General features: G+C 68.7%; 14 protein-coding genes and 6 tRNA genes. 11 read left to right on the top strand and 9 right to left on the bottom strand.

Features of this window, described 5'->3' with window-relative positions:
* Positions 1-19: 19 nt before the first annotated feature.
* Positions 20-745: an HAD family hydrolase gene (locus B9C99_RS13155; RefSeq protein ID WP_016694444.1), complete on the top strand. Its 726-nt coding sequence runs from the start codon at positions 20-22 to the stop codon at positions 743-745.
* Here B9C99_RS13155 and msrB read toward each other — a convergent pair.
* The 3 genes from msrB to B9C99_RS13140 all read right to left on the bottom strand — a co-directional run bounded on the left by msrB (position 708) and on the right by B9C99_RS13140 (position 4,053).
* Positions 708-1,136, bottom strand: a complete 429-nt coding sequence (gene msrB, locus B9C99_RS13150; RefSeq protein ID WP_059381498.1) for a peptide-methionine (R)-S-oxide reductase MsrB — start codon at positions 1,134-1,136, stop codon at positions 708-710. The two genes, B9C99_RS13155 and msrB, sit on opposite strands and share 38 nt — an antisense overlap.
* A 57-nt stretch (positions 1,137-1,193) precedes the next feature.
* Positions 1,194-2,429: a glycosyltransferase family 87 protein gene (locus tag B9C99_RS13145; protein ID WP_080968165.1), complete on the bottom strand. Its 1,236-nt coding sequence runs from the start codon at positions 2,427-2,429 to the stop codon at positions 1,194-1,196.
* Positions 2,430-2,493: 64 nt separating this feature from the next.
* Positions 2,494-4,053, bottom strand: a complete 1,560-nt coding sequence (locus B9C99_RS13140; RefSeq protein ID WP_253250069.1) for an alpha/beta fold hydrolase — start codon at positions 4,051-4,053, stop codon at positions 2,494-2,496.
* Positions 4,054-4,218: 165 nt separating this feature from the next.
* On the opposite strand from B9C99_RS13140, the gene zapE reads away from it, so the two are divergent.
* Complete coding sequence (zapE, locus tag B9C99_RS13135; RefSeq protein ID WP_016694441.1) at positions 4,219-5,232, top strand: cell division protein ZapE; 1,014 nt, start codon at positions 4,219-4,221, stop codon at positions 5,230-5,232.
* 70 nt (positions 5,233-5,302) lie between these two features.
* Here the strand turns inward: zapE and B9C99_RS13130 are convergent, their stop codons facing one another.
* Positions 5,303-5,854: an N-acetyltransferase gene (locus B9C99_RS13130; protein ID WP_088898184.1), complete on the bottom strand. Its 552-nt coding sequence runs from the start codon at positions 5,852-5,854 to the stop codon at positions 5,303-5,305.
* Positions 5,855-6,253: 399 nt separating this feature from the next.
* On the opposite strand from B9C99_RS13130, the gene B9C99_RS13125 reads away from it, so the two are divergent.
* Positions 6,254-6,748, top strand: a complete 495-nt coding sequence (locus B9C99_RS13125; protein ID WP_016694439.1) for a 2-isopropylmalate synthase — start codon at positions 6,254-6,256, stop codon at positions 6,746-6,748.
* Positions 6,749-6,906: 158 nt separating this feature from the next.
* On the opposite strand, the gene B9C99_RS13120 is transcribed toward B9C99_RS13125, so the two are convergent.
* The 5 genes from B9C99_RS13120 to B9C99_RS13100 all read right to left on the bottom strand — a co-directional run bounded on the left by B9C99_RS13120 (position 6,907) and on the right by B9C99_RS13100 (position 7,369).
* Positions 6,907-6,978, bottom strand: a tRNA-Val gene (locus B9C99_RS13120).
* A 20-nt stretch (positions 6,979-6,998) separates the two neighbouring features.
* A tRNA-Gly gene (locus B9C99_RS13115) sits at positions 6,999-7,074 on the bottom strand.
* Between the two features lie 50 nt (positions 7,075-7,124).
* Positions 7,125-7,199 (bottom strand) — tRNA-Val (locus tag B9C99_RS13110).
* Position 7,200: 1 nt separating this feature from the next.
* A tRNA-Cys gene (locus B9C99_RS13105) sits at positions 7,201-7,271 on the bottom strand.
* 25 nt (positions 7,272-7,296) lie between these two features.
* Positions 7,297-7,369 (bottom strand) — tRNA-Gly (locus B9C99_RS13100).
* Positions 7,370-7,755: 386 nt separating this feature from the next.
* Between B9C99_RS13100 and B9C99_RS13095 the strand changes: the two genes are divergently transcribed.
* The 8 genes from B9C99_RS13095 to B9C99_RS13060 all read left to right on the top strand — a co-directional run bounded on the left by B9C99_RS13095 (position 7,756) and on the right by B9C99_RS13060 (position 15,463).
* Positions 7,756-7,827, top strand: a tRNA-Val gene (locus B9C99_RS13095).
* A 239-nt stretch (positions 7,828-8,066) separates the two neighbouring features.
* Positions 8,067-8,717, top strand: coding sequence for a DUF742 domain-containing protein (locus B9C99_RS13090; protein WP_088898183.1), 651 nt, complete (start codon positions 8,067-8,069; stop codon positions 8,715-8,717).
* 139 nt (positions 8,718-8,856) lie between these two features.
* Complete coding sequence (thrS, locus tag B9C99_RS13085) at positions 8,857-10,935, top strand: threonine--tRNA ligase (protein ID WP_088898182.1); 2,079 nt, start codon at positions 8,857-8,859, stop codon at positions 10,933-10,935.
* A gap of 59 nt (positions 10,936-10,994) precedes the next feature.
* A complete protein-coding gene (locus B9C99_RS13080) occupies positions 10,995-11,516 on the top strand; it encodes an HIT domain-containing protein (protein ID WP_172414948.1) in 522 nt (173 codons plus the stop codon).
* Between the two features lie 151 nt (positions 11,517-11,667).
* Entirely contained in the window at positions 11,668-12,339 is a 672-nt protein-coding gene (gene pgsA / locus B9C99_RS13075; RefSeq protein ID WP_026061728.1) for a phosphatidylinositol phosphate synthase, read from the top strand.
* Positions 12,336-13,238 carry a phosphatidylinositol mannoside acyltransferase gene (locus B9C99_RS13070; RefSeq protein ID WP_088898180.1) on the top strand — a complete coding sequence of 301 codons (903 nt, stop codon included), beginning with the start codon at positions 12,336-12,338 and terminating at the stop codon, positions 13,236-13,238. Before pgsA ends, B9C99_RS13070 begins: the two co-directional genes overlap by 4 nt.
* A complete protein-coding gene (locus B9C99_RS13065; RefSeq protein WP_088898179.1) occupies positions 13,239-14,366 on the top strand; it encodes a glycosyltransferase family 4 protein in 1,128 nt (375 codons plus the stop codon).
* Positions 14,363-15,463, top strand: a complete 1,101-nt coding sequence (locus tag B9C99_RS13060; RefSeq protein WP_088898178.1) for an NUDIX domain-containing protein — start codon at positions 14,363-14,365, stop codon at positions 15,461-15,463. Before B9C99_RS13065 ends, B9C99_RS13060 begins: the two co-directional genes overlap by 4 nt.
* Positions 15,464-15,467 lie beyond the last annotated feature (4 nt).

The raw sequence follows: 15,467 nt of genomic DNA, 5'->3' as shown, positions 1-15,467 counted from the left end.
CAGCCGTTAGCCTCGGGACATGGCCGAGACCCCCTTCGATGCCGTCCTGTTCGACTTCTCCGGCACCCTCTTCCGGCTCGAGGAGGACGAGAGCTGGCTCGCGGACGTCACCGACCACGAGGGCAGACCCTTCGACGTGCACCGGCAGGCCGAACTCATGCGGCGGCTGACGCAACCCGTCGGGCAGCCCGTCGAGATGGACGCCGACGAGCACCACGCGTGGACCAACCGCGACCGAGAGCCGCGCTGGCACCGTGAGGCCTACCTGACGGTGCTGCGCAAGTCCGGCGTGGCCGATCCCGAGCAGGCACAGGCGCTCTACGAGAAGGTGACCGACCCCGACTGCTGGACCGTCTATCCGGACACCGTCCCCGTCGTCGAGGCACTCGCCGGCGACGGCATCGCGGTCGGCGTGGTGAGCAACATCGCCTTCGATCTGCGGCCGGCCTTCGCGCGCCTCGGTATCGACGACCTGGTGTCGGTGTTCGCGCTCTCCTTCGAGGTGGGCGCCGTCAAGCCCGAGCCGGAGATCTTCCGCTACGCAGTCGACGCACTGGGCGTCGACCCGCAGCGCACGTTGATGATCGGCGACAGCGAGAAAGCGGACGGTGCCGCCCGGTCGATCGGATGCGCCTTCGAACTCGTCGAACCGGCACCGACCGCCGAACGGCACGACGCGCTGTGGACCGCGCTGGCCGCGGCCGGGATCACTCCGACGGAACCAGGCGCAGGGAGATCGAGTTGATGCAGTACCGCTGGTCGGTGGGCGTCGGGTAACCCTCGCCCTCGAAGACGTGCCCGAGATGGCTGTGGCACGTCGCGCACACCACCTCGATGCGCCGCATGCCGAGCGAGTTGTCCTCGCGCAGGATCACGGCGTCGGAGTCGGCGGGGTCGAAGAACGACGGCCACCCGCAGTGGGAGTGGAACTTCTCGGTGCTGCGGAACAGTTCGGCACCGCACGCGCGGCATTCGTAGATGCCCTCGGTCTCGGTGTCGGTGTACTCGCCGACGAAGGGGCGCTCGGTGCCGGCCTGCCGCAACACGGCGAATTCGGCGGGAGTGAGCTTCGCACGCCATTCCTCGTCGGTGTGGACGACCTTGGGTGCGGGTTCGGATCGAGGAGCAGACGTCATGATCTCCACGCTAACCGCGGTCGGCGCACGCGTCACGTCTGCACCGGAAGCAGCGGGTCACGTCCGTGCCGGCTGCTTCTCCTCGAGCAGGTGCGACGGCTCGATTCCGTCCGCCAGGCGTCCCTCCCGCTTCGCGGCGAGGTAGCGGTCGAGCAGGACGGCGAAGACGACGATGAGCAGCAGCGACCAGCCGAAGGTGGTCTTCATGTACTCCGCCGCGCGACCGGCCTCCACCCACCGGCTCGACAGCCACGAGTCGTAGCTCAGGAAGCCGTAGACGGCGAGCCAGGCGGGCCAGTTCCGCATCACGGAATTCGGCAGCAGCACCGTCATCAGCAGCGGGAACAGCATCATCGAGTAGTACATCTGGCCGAGCGATCCGAGCAGGAACGAGGCCGCGAGCAACACACCGCCGGCGGTGCACACGAAGAACACCTCGTCGTGGCGGCAGTAACGGTAGAGCAGCCACACCGAGACCGCGACCATCACCGCGAGCACCGCCCGCAGGCCGAAGACCAGCCAGGCCGGGAGCCCGTAGTACATGCCGTTGCCGACGATTGCGCTGTTGAAGTAGTCGCGGGACTCGAGCAGGTACGGCACGGTGTGTTCGACGAACTGCCACGCGTCGACCGACAGGGGCCACGCGATGATCGTCAGCGCGATCGGGACGCCCGCGGCGGTGATGAAGACCTTCCACTGTCCGCGCACGAGTGGCAGGAACAGCAGGGGAGCAAGGATCGGTTTGACGGCGAAGGTCAGGCCGAGCGCAGCCCCCGCCCACAGATCACGTCGTTTGAGCAGCAGCGTCAGGAACGCGATCTCGCCGAGCAGGACGAGACCATTGATGTTCGTGAAGACGAGCGTGTTCGTCACCGTCTCGGACGCGAACGCGGCGAAGACCAGCACCGGCGCGATCGGCGAATCGAGTCGCAGACCGAACATGCGCAGCAACAGGTAGAGCGCGACGAGGATCGCGATCGCATTGGCGAGGATGAACAACCACCGCGACCGTTCGGGGTCGATCACCGCGATCGGGGCGATCAGCAGCGTGCCGGAAGGTGGGTAGAGATAGTGGGGATCGACCCACTGGAACTCGGCCGTGTACACCGGCCGGCGGTTGAGGAAGGCCAGCGCCGCGTTGTAGACCGGGGTGAAGTCGTCCGTCCGGAACCCGTTGACCGCTTTGATCACGACCCGGTGCAGAACCGTCAGTACGGCAAGGGGCCACACCACAGCCTTGACCACCTCGGCGGTCGTACGTGCGGTCCGGGGTTCGAGACTTCTGAGGAACACTACGGCACGGTACACCGCGGGCCTGCGGGCCCGTGCACACGCCCTGACCGCCGGCCGGGGAACGTCACGCGGGGCACAGGCTCCCGTTGGGTGGAAGTTCCCCGTCGGACAGATAGGCCTCCACCCGGGCCTGCACGCAACCCGAGTGCAGGACCGCCGAGTAACCGGCGCCCTGCCACGACAGCGACGCCCAGGCGATACCGCCCGCGGTGAGCACACCTGTCACCGACTCCACGCCGGCATTGCCCACGACGGGGTCCGCGGCACCCGAGGAGACGAGCACGGGCACGTCGAGTGCCGCCGGCAGCGGCGGGGGCGGCAGGCTCGGCCACGCCGCACATGCCGTCAGGCCCGTCGCCAGGTCCGCGCCGTAGAGCGGATACAGGGTCGACCAGCTCCGGGCGAGATCGCCCGCATGGGTCGGGGTCGGCCACCGCTGTCCGTCGCTGCACCGGGCGACGAACTGACCGTCCGTCGAGAGCCTCTCCTCGGCCGCGCCGACCAGTTCGATGAGCGGCATGACATCGCCGTCCCGTGCCGCCGCGAGGACGTCCGCCACCTCACGGACGCGGCCCTGCAGATCGCCGCGCGGCGTGCCGAGGACACCCGTCAGCGCCGTGAGGAACGAGTTGGCCGAGACCGGCGCGAGGTCACCCTCGGTGGCCTGCTCGTGCAGATCCTCGATCGCCGCGCGGGGATCGTCGCCCAGGGCGCAGTCGAGGGCGATGCACTGCCGCGTGAAGGCATCGACGGCGGCCTCTGCCCCGCGGGCCTGCGACTCGGCCATGAGCTCGGCGTCGGCGGTGGCCGCGGCGGGGGAGTCGAGGACCAGGCGGCCGACCGCGCCCGGATAGGCGGCGGCGTAGGCGAGCGCGACCGTCGCACCGTTCCCCACGCCGAGGAGGCCGATCCGGTCCACGCCCCACGCCTGGCGGAGGCGTTCGATGTCGTCGGCGGCGTGCGATGCGCCGAACATCAGCTGCTGGGGCTGCAGGTAGTCGGTGCACGAGACGGTCGCCTGTCGGCCCAGATCGGCGACACGTTCGGGTGCATCGCCAGTGCGGCCGAATTGCCCGAGATCGCCGAGACCACGACGGTCCGCGGGGAAGATGCAGTCGATCGCGAGCGAGTTGCCGATTCCGCGCCGATCCACCGCGACGATCGGGCGCATCGCCAGTGCACCGGACATCGGACCGGTCGCCATGCCGGTGAGTGCACGCGAGGACGCGATGTCGGCGCCGGTCGTGAGAACCAGCGGCGCCACGTCGGTGGGGGTATCGGGCAGTCGTGCCCGCATGACCGCCAGCGGGAAGGTGCCCGTCACGGTGCCGGCCGCATCGATCGGGGCGACGACCTCCGCGCACTCGAGAACGAGGCCCTGGGGGCCGGGCGGTGCGTCGAACGAGGAGAGTGTCTCGTCGGTGCAGTTCCGCCACGCCGGTTCGGCCGACGGCACCGGAAGGTCGGGCACCTCGGTCTCGTCCTGCGGGGTCCTGTCGACGGCGACACCGGGATCGTCGCGCACCACGGCGACGTCGGGACGTATCGACGGTCCTGCTCCGCACGCGGTCGACGCCGCGGCAACCGTGATCAACATCGCGGCGATCACTCCCGATCTGCGCATGCGCACAGCCTGCCAGGTTCACCGGCGGACGCGTGCAACCGGTGGTGGAGCGGCCGATCCGAAGTGTCCTCCCGGTGCATGACGCCGAGGTGAACGCCGTGTGAAGTAGGTCGCAATCCGGATTCGAGTGAGGATCCGAGCATGGTGCGGTCGTACCCTGGGCTAATGCACGAACGTCTCGTCGACCGCAATCCGGTGGTGCCTGCAGACCAGTTGGTGGCGCAGATGGTGCCCCCCGCGATGTTCGACGAGGTGAGCTTCGAGTCGTACATCCCGGATCCGAACGAGCCGAGTCAGGCGGCTGCGGTGAAGACCGCGGCAGAGTTCGTCGGCAAGATCGGGAAGATCCGCGGCGGCAAGCGCGGCCTGTTCGGCCGCCGCTCCCAGCCGCAGGGTGCCGGCCTCTACCTCGACGGCGGCTTCGGTGTGGGCAAGACCCACCTGCTCGCCTCGATCTTCCACAGCGCACCCGCCCCCAAGGCCTTCGGCACGTTCGTCGAGCTCACCCACGTCGTCGGCGCCCTCGGGTTCAACAAGGCCGTCGAGGAGCTGTCGAGCCACAGCGTGCTGTGCATCGACGAGTTCGAACTCGACGATCCGGGCGACACCATGCTCGTCTCGCGTCTTCTGACCGAACTGTCGGCCCGTGGCGTCTCGATCGTCGCGACCTCCAACACGCTCCCCGGCCAGCTGGGTGAGGGACGGTTCGCGGCACAGGACTTCCTGCGCGAGATCAAGAAGCTCGCGTCGATCTTCGAGACCATCCGCGTCGACGGCCCCGATTACCGTCACCGCGACCTGCCGCCCGCACCCGATCCGGTCGACTCGGCCGAGCTCGCCGAGCGCGCCGAAGCGATCCCGGGCGCCACGCTCGACGACTTCGACGAGCTGTGCGCGCACTTGAGCACGCTGCACCCCTCGCGTTACGGCAAGCTCGTCGAGGGTGTCCCCGCGGTCTTCCTCGAGGGCGTGCACCCGGCGAAGGACCAGTCTGTGGCCCTGCGTCTGGTGGTCCTCGCCGACCGCATGTACGACGCGAGCATCCCCGTGACGGTCTCCGGCGCCAAGCTCGACGAGATCTTCACGCCCGAGATGCTCGCCGGCGGTTACCGCAAGAAGTACCTGCGCGCGACGTCCCGTCTCCTGGCGCTGTCCCGCTTCGAGGTCGCCGCGGGCTGATCGGATACCCGGCGCTCGTGCGCGCCGGGTCGTCCTCACCCCATCACCGGCTCACTGCCGGAAGTTTCGTTCAGAGGGTGCGCTGCATGACGAAATCGTCGTGCGTCTGCGCGCCCACGACGAACGTGCGCGTGCCCACCACCTCGAAGCCCTGCTTCTCGTAGAAACGCCGGGCGCGGGTGTTCTCCTGGTTGACGCCGAGCCACAGGCCCGCCCGCCCGAGCGTGCGGCCCCGCGCGACGATCGCGTCCATGAGCGCCGCGGACACTCCGGAACCGTGGTGACCCGGCATCACGTACAGCTTGCTGATCTCGATCGCCGGCCGTGCCGTGAGCATCGCATCGATCGCCGGATCCTCGGGAGCGGCGTCCACTGCCATCAGATAGCCGACGATCTCCTCACCGGCGCGCGCCTCGAGAACGATGCGTTCGGGGGAGGACAGGTACTCGGCGAACTTCTCCGCGCTGAGGGTGCGCTCGATGAAGTCGGCGATGTCGTCCTCGGCGGCGTCCGGAGGGCAGGCGAGCGGGAAGGTCGCGGCAGCGACCTGGGCGATCGCCTCGGCATCCCAGATGCCTGCCTCGTCGACGGAGACCGCTTCTTCGAGTGGTGGCATGGACATGCACACCAGTGAAGCACTCGGACGGGACGATCCGGCAGGTGCCCCGCGTGTCGATGCGAGACGGAGACACGAGCCGGACGTGAGGCGGAAAAGGGTCCGGATATGGCTGAACCCCAGCCTTGGATGGGGGGTCATGGCTGGGGTTCGACACCATCGGGGGGATGGCAACATCCACGCTACATGAGGGATACCTCAGGTTCCAGCCGCACTGGTCACGGTTCCGTCACACGGTCCCGTGCATACGACTTGCACGAAATGTCGGTGCGTTGTACCGTCGCGGCTATGAAGCGCGTACTCGTAGTTCACCGCCGTAGCGGGGTCTGATTCGGACCGACCCCTCGCTGCGGGTCGTTGAGCTACGCGTCGGTCCTCCCTTCTCGTGGAAGACCACTACGAACGATGAACGCCTTCACCTCCTTCTCCGGTTTTGCTCCGATGTTCCCTTTCGGCACCCCTGATGCCGATCCGTTCTTCGCTCGCTACGGGCGTGCCCTTCCTCGCGGACTGCGCGAGGAAGCCTCCGGCATGAGCTGGACGGAGTTCGAATCCACCTACGGTGCCCAGCACGGCCCGGTCCGCCTCGGTGGCTGGACCGCGACGGCCCTGGGTGCGGGGCGCAGCGCCTTCGAGGCGACGATCGCGATCGGCGACACGATCCACACGGCATCCGCCACGACCTGCGGGCCGATCGCCGCAATGACTGCGATGCTGTACGACCTCGGGCTGAACATCGAGATCTTGTCGTTCCACCGCCACGACCTCGGTGGGATGTCCGCGACCTTCCTGTTGTGCCGTTCCGGCGAGCGCACGACCTGGGTGATGGGCACGGGCGGGACCGGCAACGAGTCGTCGCTGCGGGCGATGATCGCGGGGATCAACAAGCTCGGCGCGTGACGCGCCGGTCCGGTGCGGGGGAGTACTTCGCACCGGACCACCCGCAGTCGGATCTCTCACCGGGGTGACCCGGACGATCGGCCGGCTCCACGAACGAATGCGTCTCCACGAACGAATGAAGGCCCCCTTCGAAATGCGAAGGGGGCCTTCATCTTCTGTGCGCGATACTGGGATTGAACCAGTGACCTCTTCCGTGTCAGGGAAGCGCTCTCCCGCTGAGCTAATCGCGCCGGCATGGTGATCGCCGGAGTGGAGCGGATGACGGGATTCGAACCCGCGACCCTCACCTTGGCAAGGTGATGCGCTACCAGCTGCGCTACATCCGCATGTGCACGTTGTTTCGGTGAACCGGTTCGACCCACGTGCTGGTCGAACCTGGTGCGCGATACTGGGATTGAACCAGTGACCTCTTCCGTGTCAGGGAAGCGCTCTCCCGCTGAGCTAATCGCGCGAGGTGGAGACGGGAATCGAACCCGTGTGCACGGCTTTGCAGGCCGTTGCCTCACCACTCGGCCACTCCACCGTAAAAGGTCGAGTCCAACCTCTCGAGCGGATGACGGGATTCGAACCCGCGACCCTCACCTTGGCAAGGTGATGCGCTACCAGCTGCGCTACATCCGCATTCGCACCGTTCGGCGTCTTGCTCTCCGTGGTGCGGTTCAAAACAGTAGCCGAGCATCTACGAAACACACAAATCCGCAGGTCAACGGCGGAAAACCGGCAGATTTCGCGAACATGACGGCTCGATGGACCCATGGGAGGTGCCGAATCGGGCTTCCGAATTCGGCTTCGGGGCCGATCCTGCCGGCGGTCGCGCCCTCCGGGGCCTCCCGGGCGGAGGGGCGTGCCGCTCCGGGTGCCGACTCCTGCCCGCCCGCGTGCGCGCGCGTGCAGCGCCCGGACGCGCTGCACGGAACATCGCATCGAAACGCTGCGACCAGGCGATTCGTGTTCGTGGCGGGAGCGTGTTAGTGTTCCATCTCGTTCGAGCCGCTGCGAAGCGGCCCGGTCCCGTGGCTCAGTGGAAGAGCGTCCCGTTCACACCGGGGAGGTCGCTGGTTCGATCCCAGCCGGGACCACCGAGATCGACAGTGACGAAAGGCACCCCCGCAGGGGTGCCTTTTTTCGTACCTTGATGAAATCGTTGAGCGTGCGTGGCGCCCGGTCGGGCGGGTCGCCCGCGAGCGCTTGTTTCCTTCGAACCGCAACGGCCCCATCGGGCTCGACCACGCGTGTCGTGTGGGCACAGCTGTGGTGCTTGTGGCCGAAGTGCGCATAGTGATGGCAGGATCGTGGTCGTCGAGGAGGACACGTCCGGATGAGCGTTGCGGACAGCGAATGGCCGGTCGTGGGGGCGACCGGAGCGAGATTCGGATCCGGTCGGTCCCGTCGACGTCGGCGGCCGGCGGATCACGCCGTGCCGGTACGGAATCACCGCGAGCCGGGCCCCGTCGTGGACGAGGTCACGGCAGCCGAGGTGTACCGGCCCGCAGCGCAACCGGTCGACACAGCGCAACCGGTCGACAGAGCGCGATCGGTCGACAGAGCGCAGTCGGTCGGAGCAGCGCAGGCGGCCGGCCGGAATGCGGGCACCGGGACCAGTGTGGGAATCGAGGACATGAACCAGCCAGAGACGTCGTCGTTCGTGCGCCCGTTCGTACGGAGCGGGGGACGCACCCGAGCCGAGGTGGAGTTGCCTCTCGAAGTGCTCGTGTCGGCCGTCCCCTCCGCGATGGGCAGTGAGTCCGGTCCGGCGATGGACGAGCATCGCCTCGTGCTGGCGTTGTGCGCCCAGCCGAGATCGATCATGGAGATCGCGGCCCTCGCGCAGATCCCGCTCGGTGTCGCCCGCGTGCTCGTCGGCGATCTCGCGGCGACCGGCGAGATCACCGTGCACCGCACCGCAGACAAGGTGGGACCGAACGTCGAACTGCTCGAACGGGTACTGACGGGTCTCAACCACCTCTGAGGACTTCACGGCTCCCTGTGTTCGCGGTCCGCGCGGATGTCGATAGCATGAGGAAGTTGCCGTGTGCTCGCGGTCGTCGACCGCAGCACGTGCCCGGCGACGACCACGTATCAGGCATCGAGCCGAGGAGTCCGTCACAGTGACCACGCCCGCATCCGCGAAACCAGCCACGATCGTCCGGGTGCCCGCGGGGACCACTGCGGGCGCGGCGGTCCGTGACGCGGGTCTGCCCACCAAGGGATCCGAGACGATCGTGGTCGTCCGCGACTCCGAAGGCGCGCTGCGCGACCTGTCCTGGACGCCCGAAGCGGACGTCGAGGTCGAGGCCGTCGGCGCCGACACCGACGACGGCCGCAGCGTCATCCGCCACTCGGCCGCCCACGTGCTCGCGCAGGCCGTGCAGCAGGAGTTCCCGGAGGCCAAGCTCGGCATCGGCCCGCCGATCCGCGACGGCTTCTACTACGACTTCCAGGTCGAGCGTCCCTTCACGCCCGAGGATCTCGCGAAGCTCGAGAAGCGGATGAAGAAGATCGTCAAGGACGCCCAGCGCTTCTCGCGTCGCGTCGTCGACAGCCTCGAGGACGCCCGCGAGGAACTGAAGGACGAGCCGTTCAAGCTCGAACTCATCGACGACAAGGCAGGAAGCAGTGACTTCGAGCCGGACCCCGAGGTGATGGAGGTCGGTGGCAAGGAACTGACCATCTACGACAACCTCAACCCGCGCACGGGTGAGCTCGTCTGGAAGGACCTGTGCCGCGGTCCGCACGTGCCCACCACCAAGTTCATCCCGGCCTTCAAGCTCACGCGCAGCTCCGCGGCCTACTGGCGCGGCGACCAGGACAACGCCGGCCTGCAGCGCATCTACGGCACGGCCTGGGAGTCCACGGAGGCGCTCGACGCGCACCTCGAACTCCTCGCCGAGGCCGAACGCCGCGACCACCGCAAGCTCGGCAACGAGCTCGACCTGTTCTCGTTCCCCGACGAGCTCGGTTCGGGTCTGCCCGTCTTCCATCCCAAGGGCGGCATCATCCGCCAGGAGATGGAGAACTACTCGCGCCAGCGGCACGTCGAGGCCGGCTACGAGTTCGTGTACTCGCCGCACATCACCAAGGGTCAGCTGTACGAGGTCTCCGGTCACCTCGACTGGTACCGCGACGGCATGTTCCCCGCGATGCACATCGACGAGGAGCTCAACGAGGACGGCACCGTCCGCAAGCCGGGCCAGGACTACTACCTCAAGCCCATGAACTGCCCGATGCACGACCTGATCTTCCGGTCGCGCGGGCGCTCCTACCGCGAACTGCCGCTGCGCATGTTCGAGTTCGGGTCGGTCTACCGCTACGAGAAGTCCGGTGTCGTCCACGGCCTGACCCGCGTGCGCGGCATGACGCAGGACGACGCACACATCTTCTGCACTCCGGAGCAGATGCGCGACGAGCTCACCAGCGTCCTGAACTTCATCCTCGACCTGCTCAAGGATTACGGGCTCGACGACTACTACCTCGAACTGTCGACGAAGAACCCCAAGAAGTTCGTCGGCAGCGACGAACTGTGGGACGTCGCGACCGAGACGCTGCGCGAGGTCGGTGAGGCCTCCGGCCTGAACCTCGTGCCCGACCCGGGCGGAGCCGCCTTCTACGGCCCGAAGATCTCCGTGCAGGTCAAGGACGCGCTCGGCCGCAGCTGGCAGATGTCGACGATCCAGCTCGACTTCAACCTGCCCGAACGCTTCGAGCTCGAGTACACCGGCGCCGACGGTGCCAAGCACCGCCCCGTCATGATCCACCGCGCACTGTTCGGTTCCATCGAACGGTTCTTCGGTGTGCTCACCGAGCACTACGCCGGTGCCTTCCCCGCGTGGCTCTCGCCCGTTCAGGTCGTGGGCATCCCCGTGGCCGCCGACTTCGAGGGTCACCTGTTCGACGTCGTCGGCAAGCTGAAGGCGCAGGGGATCCGCGCCGAGGTCGACGTCTCCGACGACCGCATGCAGAAGAAGATCCGCACCCACACCACGCAGAAGGTGCCGTTCATGCTCCTCGCCGGCGAGCGCGACGTCGCGGCCGGCGCGGTCAGCTTCCGCTTCCGCGACGGCACGCAGGTCAACGGCGTGCCCGTCGACGAGGCCGTGCGGATCGTCGCCGAATGGGTCCGCCGCCGCGAGAACGCCTCGCCCACCGCCGAACTCGTCGGCTCCGGTGGGGAAGGCAGCCCGTCGTGACGGGCGACCGCACCCCGGGGCCCGCCGACATCCCAGCGACCGAGGACAGTCCCGCCTCGATGGTCGATCGCGGCGTGGGAGAGTCCGACCACCTGCAGCGCCTGTGGTCGCCCCACCGGATGTCGTACATCACCGAGTCCCCGCGGGGTCGCGACGAGCCGTACGAGCCCTTCACCGACATCCCGAAGATGTCCGACGAGGAGGGCCTGGTCGTCGCACGCGGCGTACTGGTGTACGCGGTGCTCAACCTGTACCCGTACAACCCGGGACATCTGATGATCGTGCCGTATCGCCGGGTGGCGAACCTCGAGGATCTGACGCCCGAGGAGAGCGCGGAGCTCATGCAGTTCGCGCAGCGCGCGCTCCGCGTCATCAAGCGCGTCTCGCGGCCGCACGGCTTCAACGTCGGCCTCAACCTCGGTGCCGCGGCGGGAGGCTCGCTGGCCGAGCATCTCCACCTGCACGTCGTCCCGCGCTGGGGCGGCGACGCCAACTTCATCACCGTCCTCGGTGGGTCGAAGGTGATGGTGCAGCTGCTGCGCGACACCCGTGCACTGCTCGCCTCGGCATGGGACGAGTGACAGCCCTCCCCGAGTCGTCGCGATCGCAGCGCACGGCCGTGGTGCCGTTCGCGTGCCGATCCACCGCGGGACGACCGCGCATTTCCGGCTCCACTCGTGGCAGGATCGGATTCCGGACACAACGGTCGGACAGGAAGACAGGGGTCGCGGGATGCTGAGCTTCTTCGGGCGTGCGTCGGTGTCGAAGGTCACCGCGCCGCTCGGCAAGGCGCTGATCCGTACCGGCCTGACTCCGGACGCCGTCACGCTCATCGGCACCGTCGCCACGATCGCCGCTGCCGTGACCCTGTTCCCCATGGGACACCTGTTCTGGGGAACGATGGTCATCTGGCTGTTCGTCATGTTCGACATGCTCGACGGCGCCATGGCCCGGGCCCGCGGGGGCGGAACACGCTTCGGAGCGGTACTCGACGCGACCTGCGACCGGGTCGCCGACGGTGCGATCTTCGGTGGTCTCGCGTGGTGGGCCGTCTACCACGAGCAGAGCCGCCCGTTGTTCGTCGCCACCCTCGTCTGCCTCGTGACCTCGCAGGTCATCTCGTATGCGAAGGCGCGGGCCGAGGCGAGCGGTCTGTCCGCCGACGGCGGCCTGATCGAGCGGCCCGACCGGCTCGTGATCGTGCTCGTGGGCGCCGGTCTCACCGGCCTCGGGCTCGACTGGGCGATCCACATCGCGATGTGGCTGCTCGTCGTCGGATCGGTGATCACGGTCTTCCAGCGGGTTCTCGCCGTCCGCAACTCCGCGGGTGCGCGCGAACTGCTTCCCATCACGCCCCCGGCCGGCGGGACGACGGAGACCCGGGACGACGGGGGAGCGCAGTGAGTGTCGGCGAGAAGGCGTCCGATCTCGCGTACGCGGGTGGCTGGCGCCTGGTCCGGGCACTGCCCGACGGCGTCGCGCGACGGTTGTTCGACGCCGGCGCCGACTATGCGGCGCGCCGTGGCGGCGGACCGCAGCAACTGCGCCGCAACCTCGCGCGGGTGCTCGGGGTGCAGCCGCACGAGGTGCCCGACGATCTGATCCGCCGGTCGGTCCGGTCCTACGCGCGCTACTGGCGCGAGGCGTTCCGCCTGCCGTCGATGGATCTCGACGCGACCGCGAAGTCGATCGATTCGTCCATCGAGGGCCGTGAGCACATCGAGGTGGCGCTCGCCGCCGGTCGCGGCGCGATCCTGGCGCTGCCCCACAGTGGGAACTGGGATCTCGCCGGCGTGTGGTGCGTCCGCTACTTCGGCGGATTGACCACGGTCGCCGAGCGCCTGCGTCCCGAGTCCCTCTACCGCCGTTTCGTGGACTACCGCGAGGGTCTCGGTTTCGAGATCTTCCCCTCGAGCGGCGGGGAGACGCCTCCGTTCGGGGAGCTGGCCGTGCGGTTGCGCGACAACCGGATCGTGTGCCTGCTCGGCGAACGCGACCTCGCTCGCAAGGGAGTCCCGGTCACCTTCTTCGGCGAACCGACCCGCATGCCCGCCGGACCGGCGAAACTGGCCATCGACACCGGTGCGGCACTGTTGCCGGTGCACTGCTGGTTCACCGAGGACGGCTGGGGGTTCCGTGTGGATCCGGAGCTCGACGTGAGCGTCGGGATCGACGCTGCCACACAGGCCCTCGCCGACCGGTTCGCCGCCAACATCGCCGCCCACCCCGAGGACTGGCACATGCTGCAACCGTTGTGGCTCGACGACCTGTCGGAGGCCCGCCGCGCCCGGATGGAGGCGTAGGTGAGGATCGGGGTGGTCTGCCCGTACTCCTTCGACGTTCCCGGTGGAGTACAGGCACACGTCGTGGATCTCGCGGAGGTCCTCATCGGCCGCGGGCACGAGGTGAGCGTGCTCGCTCCCGCGTCGGAGACGACGCCCCTGCCGGACTTCGTCGTCTCCGCCGGTCGCGCCGTCGCCATTCCGTACAACGGATCGGTCGCGCGCCTGAGTTTCGGTCCCGTCTCCTACGCGCGGGTCCGCCGCTGGATCAACGACAACGACTTCGACGTCCTCCACATCCACGAACCGAACGCGCCGAGCCTGTCGATGCTCGCGCTCAAGGTGGCGGAAGGGCCGATCGTGGCGACCTTCCACACGTCGACGACGAAATCGCTGGTGCTCAGCACCTTCCAAGGTGTCCTGCAGCCCTATCTCGAGAAGATCAGCGGCCGGATCGCGGTGTCCGAGCTGGCCCGGCGCTGGCAGGTCACCTCTCTCGGCGCCGACGCGGTCGAGATCCCCAACGGTGTCGACGTGCCGTTCTTCCGGCACGCCCCGCTGCTGCCGGGCTACCCGCGACCGGGCCGCACGGTGCTGTTCCTCGGCCGGTACGACGAATCCCGCAAGGGCATGGATGTCCTGCTCGGAGCGTTGCCGGCTCTCGTCGCCCGGCATCCCGACATCGAGATCCTCGTGGTGGGGCGCGGCGACGAGGAGCGGTTGCGGAAGGAGGCGGGGCGCTACTTCCGGCACCTGCGCCTGCTCGGGCAGGTCGACGACGACGAGAAGGCGTCCGCGATGCGCAGCGCCGACGTGTACTGCGCGCCGAACCTCGGTGGTGAGAGTTTCGGCATCGTGCTCGTCGAGGCCATGGCGGCGGGGACGGCGGTCGTCGCCTCCCAGCTCGACGCCTTCCGCCGTGTGTTGCGCGACGGACAGGCCGGTGTCCTCGTCCCGGTCGGCGACGCCGACGCGCTCGCACGCGGCATCCTCGAGGTCCTCGACGACGACGACCGCCGGCAGGCGCTGGTCGACTTCGGATCCACGGTGGTCGAGGCGTACGACTGGCCGGTGGTCGCTGATCAGATCCTGCGGGTCTACGAGACCGTCACCGTCGGTGCCGGCCCGGTGCGGGAGGTCCGGTCGTGACGGTCAGTGCGGTGACGATCCTCGTCCTGTCGCTGGTCGCCGCCGTGGTCGTGGCGATCGGTGTGTGGGCCTATTCCACCGCCAACCGGCTCGACCGTCTCCACGTGCGCTCGGATCTGTCCTGGCAGGCACTCGATGCGGCCCTGGCGCGCCGCGCGGTGGTCGTGCGGAGCATCGCCGCGTCGATCCCTGTCCCGGAGGGACGCGCACTCGCCCAGCTCGCCGACACCGCCGAGCGGGCCGACCGCGACCGGCGCGAGGAGGCCGAGAACGCGTTGTCGGCTGCCCTGGCACGCCTCGAGACCGGCCGGCTGCGCCCCCAGCTCGTGGCCGAACTCGCCGACGCGGAGGCACGCGTGCTCATCGCCCGCCGCTTCCACAACGACGCGGTACGCGACACCCTGGCGCTGCGCACCCGACGACCGGTCCGCTGGCTGCACCTCGGGGGAACCGCGCCGCTGCCCACCTACTTCGAGATCGCCGAGCGGGCGGGTGCGGTCGCCACCGCGTCTCCGGCCGTTCCCGGCACGGCTCCTTCTCCGAGCGCGACCCCTGCCTCCGGCACTGCCACTGCTCCCGCTGCGCGCACCACCCCCGTGCCGGATCGGGCACGCACGTCGGCCCGCGTCGTGCTGCTCGACGAGGACGGCCGGGTCCTGCTGCTGCGCGGACACGACCCGGCGGTGCCCGAGCGGCACTTCTGGTTCACGATCGGCGGCGCCGTCGAACCCGGCGAGGACCTCGCGTCGGCCGCGCTCCGCGAGCTCGCCGAGGAGACCGGCCTGCGGGTCGAGCGCGACATCCTGTGCGGGCCGATGTGGCGGCGCGTGGCCGTCTTCCCGTTCAACGGCGAGGTCCTGCACTCGGAGGAGCTGTTCTTCGCGGTGCGGGTGCCGTCCTTCGAACCCGCAGCGGACGGCTTCACCGATCTCGAGCGGAGCATGCGCCTCGAACACCGCTGGTTCGGCGACGACGAACTGCAGACGCTCGTGCAGTCCGGGAACCCGGTCTACCCGCACGATCTGCCCGAGCTGCTCGACGAGGCGCGGCAGGTCGCGATGCGGCGGCTCGAGCCGGAGATCCGCGCGATCCACTGAGCCC

The organism is Rhodococcus sp. BUPNP1, from assembly GCF_002215235.1.
Taxonomy (GTDB): domain Bacteria; phylum Actinomycetota; class Actinomycetes; order Mycobacteriales; family Mycobacteriaceae; genus Rhodococcus.
The sequence above is the reverse complement of the archived record's forward strand: the minus strand, read 5'-3'. Positions and strand labels throughout refer to the sequence as shown.